Genomic DNA, 9,543 nt, shown 5'->3' with positions numbered 1-9,543 from the left:
TGGGAATGCAGCCCGGGACGCTCTGCGTCCCAAAGCGGACGCAGAGCGTCCATTGAGGCATTCCCACGCGGAGCGTGGGAACGATCAGAGGCGGGTCAGTTATTTGGTAACTAACCCATCCGCCCGGAACATCCCGCGAATCCCGCGCACCGCCTGACGAATGCGGTCCTGGTTTTCGATCAGCGCAAAGCGCACGTGATCGTCGCCATACTCACCAAAACCCACCCCCGGCGAGACGCAGACCTTGGCCTCGGCCAGCAGTTTCTTGGCAAACTCCAGCGAACCCAGATGCGCGTACTGCTCAGGAATCTTCGCCCAGACGTACATCGACGCCTTCGGATTCTCAACCATCCAGCCCAGTTCATGCAGGCCTTTGACCAGCACGTTGCGGCGCTGGCGATACTGCTCGGCGATGTCGCGCACACACTGCTGATCGCCTTCCAGCGCGGCAATCGCCGCGACTTGCAGCGGGGTGAAGGTGCCGTAGTCGTGGTAGCTCTTGATCCGCGCCAGAGCGTTGACCAGTTCCGGATTACCGACCATGAAACCGATGCGCCAGCCGGCCATGTTGTAGCTCTTGGACAGGGTGAAAAACTCCACAGCAATGTCCTTGGCGCCCGGCACTTGCATGATCGACGGGGCTTTCCAGCCGTCGTAGACGATGTCGGCGTACGCCAGATCGTGAATTACCAGCACGTCGTACTGCTTGGCGAGGGCGATCACCCGTTCGAAGAAGTCCAGTTCCACGCACTGTGCGGTCGGATTCGATGGGAAGCCGAGGATCATCATTTTCGGTTTCGGAATCGAGCCGCGAATGGCCCGTTCCAGTTCGTCGAAGAAGTCCACGCCAGGCACCAGCGGCACCGAACGCACCTGGGCACCGGCAATCACCGCACCGTAGATGTGAATCGGGTAGCTCGGGTTTGGCACCAATACGGTGTCGCCCTGATCCAGGGTTGCCAGCATCAAATGCGCCAGGCCTTCCTTGGAACCGATGGTGACAATCGCTTCGCTTTCCGGGTCGATGTCGACCTCGTAGCGTTGCTTGTACCAGTTGGAAATCGCCCGGCGCAGGCGCGGAATGCCCTTGGATGTGGAGTAACCGTGGGTGTCTTCGCGTTGGGCAACCTGGACGAGTTTTTCGACTATATGCGGCGGCGTGGCGCCGTCGGGGTTGCCCATGCTCAAGTCGATGATGTCTTCACCACGACGACGCGCGGCCATCTTCAGCTCGGCGGTGATGTTGAAAACGTAAGGGGGGAGTCGATCTATGCGCGCAAAGCGGCGCGGCGAACCTTGTTCAGCCATTGTTGCCTCGGATAACGTAAGCGCCCGGAACCGTCCGAGCGACGCTGGTCACTGCGGTGACCTGTGGCGGAAGATAAGGTCAGTGATGGCATACTGTCCAGCCCGTTTGTAAACAATTTTGTCCCAAGGAAATCGGTAGATGGAATTCACCAGCGGCTTCTTGCTGAGCCTTTCGCTGTGCCTGGATATCGGCGTAGCCAACATCGCCATGATCACCCTGGCGATGCAGCGTGGTTACTTTCAGGGCTTTGCGTTGGGCCTCGGCACCTGTGTTGGCGACCTGATTTATGCGGTGCTGGCGTTGGCTGGAATGACGGTTTTGCTGCAATACGAAACCGTGCGCTGGGTGCTGTGGATTGGTGGTTCGGCGCTGCTGATCTACTTTGCAGCGAAGATGATTTACTCGGCGATTCACCACGAGGCGCAGTTGGCGGCCACGGCGGAAGTGGGGCAGAACTCCCATCGCAAGGAGTTCTTCCGGGGGATATTTCTCGCGATGTCGTCGCCGAGCGCGATTCTCTGGTTCGCTGCTGTTGGCGGTACGTTGATCGCCCGTTCCGGTGGCGGTGGGCCGGTGAGTTCGGCGCTGTTCCTTGGCGGATTCCTTTGCGCTGGGCTGCTGTGGTCGGCGGGTTTATGCTTTGCCGCGAGCCATGGTGGTAAGCTGTTGGGCGATAAGCTGTTGCGTTATTCGTACCTGGCATCTGCAGCGATCTTCTGCTATTTCGCGGTGTACGTGATCGTATCTGGCTACAACGAATTTGTCGGTTCGGGCGCCGTCGAGCAGTTGCACGCGCTGTAAACGTGCGAATCGGCTTTGGCTTTCTATACTCCCAGCCGAACCCCCTTTTTTGTTCCAGGAGTCGAGTCATGGATGAGCAAAAACGCGTCGAAGTGGCTGAACCTCGCTTCGAACATGGACACTTCTTGCTGATTGCAGGTTTTCGCGGTCGATTTACCCAAGACACAGCCAAGGACATTCCGGCGCTGTGGGAAAAATTCTTGCCGCACCTGGGAAAGATCCAGGGGCAAAAGAACGAAGTGACCTACGGTGTCTGCAGCAATTTCGACGGCAAGGGCGGCTTCGATTACATCGCCGGGGTGGAAATCAGCAAGCTCGATGACCTCGACCAGAAAGTCTACCAGTGGGTCGAAGTGCTGCCTCGCCAGTACGCAGTGTTCGAGCACAAGGGATCGCTCGAACAGCTGCCGCAAACCCTGCAATACATCTACAAGACCTGGCTGCCGACCTCGCACTACGTAGAGCTCAATGCCCCGGAACTGGAGCGCTATAGCGCCGATTTCAATCCGCGGCTGCACACCGGCAAACTGGAAATCTGCGTGCCGGTCGATACCAAGGCCTGAGCCGACAAGCATGAGGCGGATCAATGATCCGCCTCATGGTTTTCAACCCCGCTTGCCTTTGCCCAACCGTCGCGCCCGCAATAGGTCGATGCCCAAAGTGATAAAGCCGAACGTACTGATGCCCAACACCATCAACAGGCCGATTTCAACGCTGTTCATAAACGGTTTCCCCCACGGGTGATCACAGACACACCTGAGAAATAGCCCGCCGCGAACCCGAAGAAAAGCACTTATACGCAGGCTTTACGCCGCCCTTGCGCATCGATATGCAGGCCTTATTCCTTTATGCTTTCGGCACTTTCTTCTGCCGATTTCCGAGCCGCCATGAACACCGTTATCCGCAACGTCACCGCCGCCGACCTGGACCGCTGCTACGCCATCGAAACCGTTGCCTACGAAGGTGACGAAGCGGCCACCCGCGAGAAGATCGCCACGCGCATTGCCACCTGGCCGGAAGGTTTTGTCGTTGCCGAGGTGGACGGTGAGGTCGCAGGCTTCGTCAACTCCGGCGCGGCGTTTGATGTGCAGATGTCGGACGAGGCGTTTAAGGAGCTGATCGGCCACGACCCGAAAGGGCCAAACGTGGTGATCATGTCGGTGGTGGTGCACCCGGATTATCAGGGGCAGGGCCTGGCCAAGCGCTTGATGGGCGAGTTCATCGAGCGCATGCGCGGGATGGACAAGGCGACGATTCATCTGATGTGCAAGGAAAAGCATATCCCGTTGTATGCCGGGTTTGGTTTTGCCTACATCAAACCGTCTGAGTCCGACCACGGCGGCATGGCGTGGCACGAGATGATCCTTACCCTCTAAAACCAGCCCGATACTGATCGTTCCCACGCAGAGCGTGGGAACGATCATTTACGGGAGTGTCAGTAGAGGGTGTCGGTTACGCGTTTCGGTGCTTCGCGGTCGTAGGTTTCGGCGTCGAACTGGCCGTCATTCAGACGTTTGTGGAAGGCGCCAGCAGAGGGCAGGGCGGAGCGCGGCAGATGGGTTTCCGGGTTCCACGCATCCGAGCGGACGAACGCTTTCGAGCAATGAAAGAACGCCGCTTCCACCGTCACCAGCAACACCGTTTTCGCCGGTTTGCCGTTCACCGCAAAGCTTTCCAGCAACTGCGGCTCAGCACTAATCACCGCCGTGCCATTGACCCGCAACGTCTCGCCAATCCCCGGAATAATGAACAACAACGACACCCGCGAATCGTGCAGCACATTGCGTAGGGTATCGATGCGGTTGTTACCTGGGCGATCGGGCAACGCCAGCGTGCGTTCGTCAATGATCCGCACAAACCCGGCTTTGTCACCGCGCGGCGAATTATCCAGGCCATCGGTGCCCACCGAGCTGACAATCACCAGCGGCGACAGGCGCACCATTGCCTGGTAATCCTCGTTGAGAAAACCGATCTGCTTGCGTACCGCTCGTTCATGCGGCAGTCCGTAAATCGCTTCCAGTGCTTCGATTGAGTCGATCATCGTGCATCCCTTGATGACTTAGAAAACCAGGCCCATGCGCCGTTCGTAACCGATCCGGCCCTTGTACGCTTCGCCGCTGTCGACATAGCCGTGTTTGGCATACAGCGCGATGGCTGCGTCGTTATCCGCGTCCACCGACAATTCCAGTCCCTTGATCTCCGGCCACGCCTGACGCGCAACTTCGGGCAACGCTTGCAGACAGGCCTGGCCGTAACCCTTGCCCTGAGCGCGGCGATCGACCTGCAACGCATGCAGGGTGGCGCTGTGTTCATCGGCCCAGGCCGGCAACACTGGCGGGCGCTTGAGCAACAGAAACGCCACGGGTACTTCATCCGCCAGCAGCGCAAAACCCTTCACACCCGGTCCGGGTTTCGACAGCAGGGTGTGCAAAGCCCCATGGATATCGCCGGAGAACTTGATCTGCTCGGCATGGATTTCAATCGCCTCGACTTGCTCACGCTGCAAGGTGTTAAGGCTGTCGTACGGCACGAGTTGGGCTGACACGGGAATTTCCTTTTTCCTACAAAGATGAGCCTCGGATTCTAGCGATTTTGTCTTCTGCGGAAATTTTTTGTTTCGCCTGTCGATCAGCTCAAGTGCCGAACGACTAAGGGTGTCTTCACAACAAAAACACGGAGAACACCATGAGCGCACAAACCGAGATCCAGACCCTGATCAACACCTACCGCGAAGCCGTCATGAAAAAGGACGTGGAGAAAGTCATGGCGTTGTACGCCGACGACATCGTCTCTTTCGACGCGATCAAGGCCCTGCAATTCAAGGGTAAAGCCGCCTACCGCGCGCACTGGGTCGAGTGCATGGAAATGTGCCCCGGCCCGCACGTTTTCGAGTTCCACGAAATCGCCATCGAAAGCGCGGACAGCATCGCCTTCGCGCACTGGGTGGCCAATTGCGGCGGCACCAACGACAAGGGCGAAACCCAGAGCTGCTGGATGCGCGTCACCGCTTGCTATCGGCAGGTTGGCGGGACATGGAAAATCGTCCACGAACACTGGTCGGCGCCGTTCGATCCGATGAGCGGCGCGACCCTGTTCGATGTGACTCCCTGATCTTCAGCCATAGTTGAACCGTCCGATTCAGGAGAACGCCATGAAGTATTTATGCCTGGTCTATAGCGATGAGCGCCTGCTGCATTCGTCGCCCGACAGCCCGGAAGACGCCGAGTGCTGGGCCTACGCCGAGTCGATTCAGGGCAGCGGGCGGATGGTTGCCGCCGAGGCGCTGGAGTCGGTGCAGACCGCCACCACGGTGCGGATGCGCAACGGCAAACTGTCGATCACCGACGGCCCGTTCGCCGAAACCAAGGAGCAATTGGCCGGTTTCTACCTGATCGACGCCAAGGACCTCAACGAAGCGATTCAGGTTGCCGGCAATATTCCGGCCGCGCGGGTGGGCAGCGTTGAAGTACGACCGGTGCGGCAATTGAATGTCTGAGGTCAAGGCGCGGGTCGAGCAGGTCTACCGCGAAGAGTCGCGGCGGATCCTGGCGACGCTGATTCGCTTGCTGGGTGATTTCGACCTCGCCGAAGAAGCCTTGCACGAGGCGTTCTTCGTCGCGGTCGAACGCTGGCAGCGCGACGGCGTGCCGGACAACCCGCGCACCTGGCTGGTGTCCACCGGGCGCTTCAAGGCCATCGATGTGTTGCGCAGGCGTGCGCGGTTCAAGGCTTCGCAGCCGCTGTTGCTGGCGCAACTGGAAGAACTGGAACAGGCCGACTGGAGCGGTGAAGACGTGGAAGACGATCGCCTGCGGCTGATCTTCACCTGCTGCCACCCGGCGCTGGCAGCGGATGCGCAAGTGCCGCTGACCTTGCGCGAAGTCTGCGACCTGACCACCGAGGAAATCGCCCGCGCCTTTCTCTCCGCGCCGGCAGCGATTGCCCAGCGCATCGTGCGCGCCAAAGCGAAGATCCGTGATGCAAAAATCCCTTATCAAGTACCGAGCCTGAGCGAACTGCCCGAGCGCCTCGATAGCGTGTTGCGGGTGATTTATCTGGTGTTCAACGAAGGGTATTCGGCATCGTGCGGGGCCGAGTTGATCCGTGAGGATCTGACCCGCGAGGCGATACGGCTTGGGCGACTGTTGATGGAATTGCTGCCGGAGCCGGAGGTGATGGGTCTGCTGGCGATGATGCTGTTGCACGAGTCGCGACGGTCGGCGCGCACTTCGCCGAGTGGTGAACTGGTGCTATTGGATGATCAGGACCGTTCACTGTGGGATGCCGGGTTGATTGCTGAGGGATGTGCGCTGGTCGAGCATGCGCTGACCACGCGGCGCTTTGGGCCATATTGTTTGCAGGCGGCGATTGCGGCGGTTCATGCTGAGGCGCCGTCGGCGGGGGAGACGGATTGGGAGCAGATCGTTGGTTTGTATGACGTGCTGTTGCGTGCGGTGCCTTCGCCGGTGATCGAGTTGAACCGGGCGGTGGCGGTGGCCAAGCGGGATGGGGCGCTGAACGGTTTGAATCTGATTGAAGGGATTTTGGGACGCGGCGAGTTGCAGGATTACCACTTGGCGCATTCGGCGCGGGCGGAGTTTTGTCGGCAGTTGGGTAGGGTGGAAGAAGCGCGGGCTGCGTATTTGCGGGCCTTGGAGCTGACCCGGCAAGAGCCGGAGCGGCGTTTTATCGAAGGGCAGCTTTCGGCGCTGGAATTGCCCTCACCCTAGCCCTCTCCCAGGGGGAGAGGGGACTGATTGGGGGATGCTGTAGAAGTACGCCGACCTGAACGCTCAGGGGTGAATCCATAATCGACCCAAATTTCACGACCATATATAACGCAGCAATCAATCCATAATCGACTCGATCTCTCAGGTCGATGTATGACGCAACACAATGCGGTCGGCCCCCTCTCCCCCCGGGAGAGGGCTGGGGTGAGGGGCTTTTGAGCTCATATCCAATGAATCCATAATCGACTCGATCTCTCAGGTCGATGTATGACGCAAGACACCTCGGTCGGCCCCCTCTCCCTCCGGGAGAGGGCTGGGGTGAGGGGCTTTTGGCTTCATGCCGGCTAGCGATTAGGCGCGCCGCTATTCCAGCATCTTGCTCAACAACCAGCTCCCCGCCGGCCCCGGCGGATACAGCCGCGACCACAACGCATCAACAAACACCGGCTTAGGCCAGCCGCGCACTTTCAGTTCCACCAGCAAATCATTGCCAAAACGCTGCGCCAGCCAACGCGGCAACGGCGCCCAGCCAAAACCTTTCTCGGCCATTTCCAGCAACATCAGATAACTCGGCGCCGACCACACCCGACCTTTGCCGCGACTGTCGTAAGGATTGACGATGGTCGCCAGGCGCAATTCACGGTGCTGTTCCAGGACGTGTTGATCAACGTGATCAAGCTTGGCCAGCGCGTGATCGCGATTGACGAACAGGGCGATTTCCGTGCGCTCGGCCACCGTCGAGGTCGCCAGGTCCGGTGGGTAGTTCTCTTGCATCTCGGCGAAGGCCAGATGCGCACGACCGCGCTGCACCAGCTCGATCAGGTCATCGCATTCGGCGATCAGGCATTCCAGCTCCAGATCCGGATAACGCTGCTCAAACCCGACCAGCGCTGCCTCAAAACGGTCCGACTGATAGGTGTCGGAAATCGCCACGGTCAGCTTCGGCTCGACGCCTTGGGACAATTGCCGCGCAGTCATTTCCAGCCGACTGCTGGCCGCCAGAATCGCCTCGGCGCGTTGCAGCATCACATGCCCGGCCGGCGTCAGGGTTGGTTTGCGGCTGCTGCGATCGAACAGCACCAGATCCAGATCGATCTCAAGGCTGGCCACCGCCGCGCTGATGGTCGACTGACTGCGCCCCAGTTTGCGCGCCGCTGCCGAAAACGAGCCTTGGGTCGCCGCCTGGACAAACGCCAGCAGCACTTCCTGCGAGATCATCAACTATCGCCTTGATCGATGGTTATTGGTTATGAAGTATCGATGCGAGCATAGATCATGGCAACCTTCTTCACTCAAGGAGTCAGGCCATGACTGCCCACAAATCGATCACTGAACGTATTTTCCAGGCCGTTGGTTTCGAACTGCTGGCCATCCTGATCTGCACCCCGTTGCTGGCGTGGATCATGCAAAAACCGATGCTTGAAATGGGCGCGGTGACCGTGTTGATCGCGTTGCTGGCGCTGGGCTGGAACGTGGTGTTCAACCGTTTCTTCGACCGGATGCTGGAACGCATGAACGTCGCGCACAACGCTTGGATACGTGTGGTGCACGCGCTGCTGTTCGAAGGCGGCTTGATCGTGATGGGCGTGCCGCTGATTGCCTGGTGGCTGTCGGTCAGCCTGTGGCAGGCGTTTTTGCTCGACATCGGCGTGTTGCTGTTTTTCCTGCCGTACACCTATGTTTATCACTGGGGTTATGACGTGGTACGTGAGCGCTTCATGACCCGTAACGCTTGCCAAGGCTAACACCACCCCCGTGTAGGAGCTGCCGAAGGCTGCGATCTTTTACTGTTGATCTTCAAGGGCAACATCAAAAGATCGCAGCCTTCGGCAGCTCCTACCAGGGAAAGTATTTCAGCGTTGGTTAGAGGAACATGCCGCCAGATGCCTCGACCCGCTGACCATTGATCCACTGCGCACCCGGCGACAGCAACAACGCCAATGCCCCGCCAATGTCATCCGGCTGCCCGGCACGGCCCAATGCGGTGTTGCTGGCGACCATTGCATTCACCGCCGAGTTGTCTCTTACGGCGCCACCGCCGAAGTCAGTTTCGATGGCGCCCGGGGCGAGAATGTTCACGCCGATCTGCCGGGCCCCCAGCTCTTTGGCCTGATAACGGGTCAGCACTTCCATCGCGCCTTTCATTGCCGCATAGGCGCCGTAACCCGGCAGACTGAAACGGGTCAGGCCGCTGGAAATATTGATGATCCGCCCGCCATCGTTGATCAGCGGCAGCAACTGCTGGGTCAGGAAGAATGGCCCTTTCAACTGAATGTTCATCAGCAAATCAAACTGCTCCGGGGTGGTCTCGGCAAACAACGCATGCACGCCGATCCCGGCATTGTTGATCAGGAAATCAAAACGCTGACGGTCAAACGTCTGCTGCAACGCCTGCTCAACACGTGTACCGAAATCGGCAAAGCTTTCGCTGCGGCCGACGTCCAGTTGCAGCATCACGGCTTTCGCGCCGAGTGCCTGCAGTTCGGTTACCAGCGCCTGGGCTTCATCGGCGCGGCTGTTGTAGGTGCCGACGATGTCGATGCCCTGAGCGGCGAGGTGCAGGGCGGCGTTTTTGCCCAAGCCGCGACTGGCGCCGGTGATCAATGCGATTTTGCGATTCATGGAGGCTTCCTCGATTGCGGTGAGTGGTGATGGGCTCAGTTTATTTGTCCGCCAAGGGGTGATAAACAGGTTGAAAACGGA

The 9,543-nt window shown here is 59.2% G+C and carries 12 protein-coding genes; 7 read left to right on the top strand and 5 right to left on the bottom strand.

Annotation, left to right across the window (positions count from 1 at the left end):
* Positions 1-99: 99 nt before the first annotated feature.
* Positions 100-1,308 carry an alanine transaminase gene (gene alaC / locus AC1DVF_RS24370; protein ID WP_430947631.1) on the bottom strand — a complete coding sequence of 403 codons (1,209 nt, stop codon included), beginning with the start codon at positions 1,306-1,308 and terminating at the stop codon, positions 100-102.
* 139 nt (positions 1,309-1,447) lie between these two features.
* On the opposite strand from alaC, the gene AC1DVF_RS24365 reads away from it, so the two are divergent.
* The 3 genes from AC1DVF_RS24365 (at position 1,448) to AC1DVF_RS24355 (ending at position 3,486) form a co-directional block, all read left to right on the top strand.
* Positions 1,448-2,110, top strand: coding sequence for a LysE family translocator (locus AC1DVF_RS24365; protein ID WP_007917797.1), 663 nt, complete (start codon positions 1,448-1,450; stop codon positions 2,108-2,110).
* Positions 2,111-2,178: 68 nt separating this feature from the next.
* Positions 2,179-2,673, top strand: coding sequence for a GyrI-like domain-containing protein (locus AC1DVF_RS24360; protein WP_477783270.1), 495 nt, complete (start codon positions 2,179-2,181; stop codon positions 2,671-2,673).
* A gap of 324 nt (positions 2,674-2,997) precedes the next feature.
* Positions 2,998-3,486, top strand: coding sequence for a GNAT family N-acetyltransferase (locus AC1DVF_RS24355; RefSeq protein ID WP_093430440.1), 489 nt, complete (start codon positions 2,998-3,000; stop codon positions 3,484-3,486).
* A gap of 59 nt (positions 3,487-3,545) precedes the next feature.
* Here AC1DVF_RS24355 and AC1DVF_RS24350 read toward each other — a convergent pair whose 3' ends face one another.
* Both AC1DVF_RS24350 and AC1DVF_RS24345 read right to left on the bottom strand, forming a co-directional pair.
* Positions 3,546-4,151 carry a pyridoxamine 5'-phosphate oxidase family protein gene (locus AC1DVF_RS24350; protein WP_477783269.1) on the bottom strand — a complete coding sequence of 202 codons (606 nt, stop codon included), beginning with the start codon at positions 4,149-4,151 and terminating at the stop codon, positions 3,546-3,548.
* An 18-nt stretch (positions 4,152-4,169) separates the two neighbouring features.
* Positions 4,170-4,655 (bottom strand): GNAT family N-acetyltransferase, encoded by a 486-nt coding sequence (locus tag AC1DVF_RS24345; protein WP_477783268.1) that lies wholly within the window; start codon positions 4,653-4,655, stop codon positions 4,170-4,172.
* A 140-nt stretch (positions 4,656-4,795) separates the two neighbouring features.
* Between AC1DVF_RS24345 and AC1DVF_RS24340 the strand changes: the two genes are divergently transcribed.
* From AC1DVF_RS24340 to AC1DVF_RS24330, 3 genes are read left to right on the top strand one after another with little or no spacing between them, the layout of a single operon-like run.
* Complete coding sequence (locus tag AC1DVF_RS24340) at positions 4,796-5,221, top strand: YybH family protein (RefSeq protein WP_460129907.1); 426 nt, start codon at positions 4,796-4,798, stop codon at positions 5,219-5,221.
* 40 nt (positions 5,222-5,261) lie between these two features.
* A complete protein-coding gene (locus AC1DVF_RS24335) occupies positions 5,262-5,606 on the top strand; it encodes a YciI family protein (protein WP_008081988.1) in 345 nt (114 codons plus the stop codon).
* Positions 5,599-6,840, top strand: coding sequence for an RNA polymerase sigma factor (locus tag AC1DVF_RS24330; RefSeq protein WP_477783267.1), 1,242 nt, complete (start codon positions 5,599-5,601; stop codon positions 6,838-6,840). The genes AC1DVF_RS24335 and AC1DVF_RS24330 overlap by 8 nt, the downstream gene beginning before the upstream one ends.
* Before the next feature lie 363 nt (positions 6,841-7,203).
* Here AC1DVF_RS24330 and AC1DVF_RS24325 read toward each other — a convergent pair whose 3' ends face one another.
* Positions 7,204-8,058: a LysR family transcriptional regulator gene (locus tag AC1DVF_RS24325; RefSeq protein WP_477783266.1), complete on the bottom strand. Its 855-nt coding sequence runs from the start codon at positions 8,056-8,058 to the stop codon at positions 7,204-7,206.
* 89 nt (positions 8,059-8,147) lie between these two features.
* Here AC1DVF_RS24325 and AC1DVF_RS24320 point away from each other — a divergent pair, with 89 nt between their 5' ends.
* Complete coding sequence (locus AC1DVF_RS24320) at positions 8,148-8,585, top strand: multidrug/biocide efflux PACE transporter (RefSeq protein ID WP_093430434.1); 438 nt, start codon at positions 8,148-8,150, stop codon at positions 8,583-8,585.
* Positions 8,586-8,703: 118 nt separating this feature from the next.
* Here the strand turns inward: AC1DVF_RS24320 and AC1DVF_RS24315 are convergent, their stop codons facing one another.
* Positions 8,704-9,462, bottom strand: coding sequence for an SDR family NAD(P)-dependent oxidoreductase (locus AC1DVF_RS24315; RefSeq protein WP_477783265.1), 759 nt, complete (start codon positions 9,460-9,462; stop codon positions 8,704-8,706).
* Between the last annotated feature and the right edge of the window lie 81 nt (positions 9,463-9,543).

Source organism: Pseudomonas sp. P4_D7, assembly GCF_056401755.1.
The sequence above is the reverse complement of the archived record's forward strand: the minus strand, read 5'-3'. Positions and strand labels throughout refer to the sequence as shown.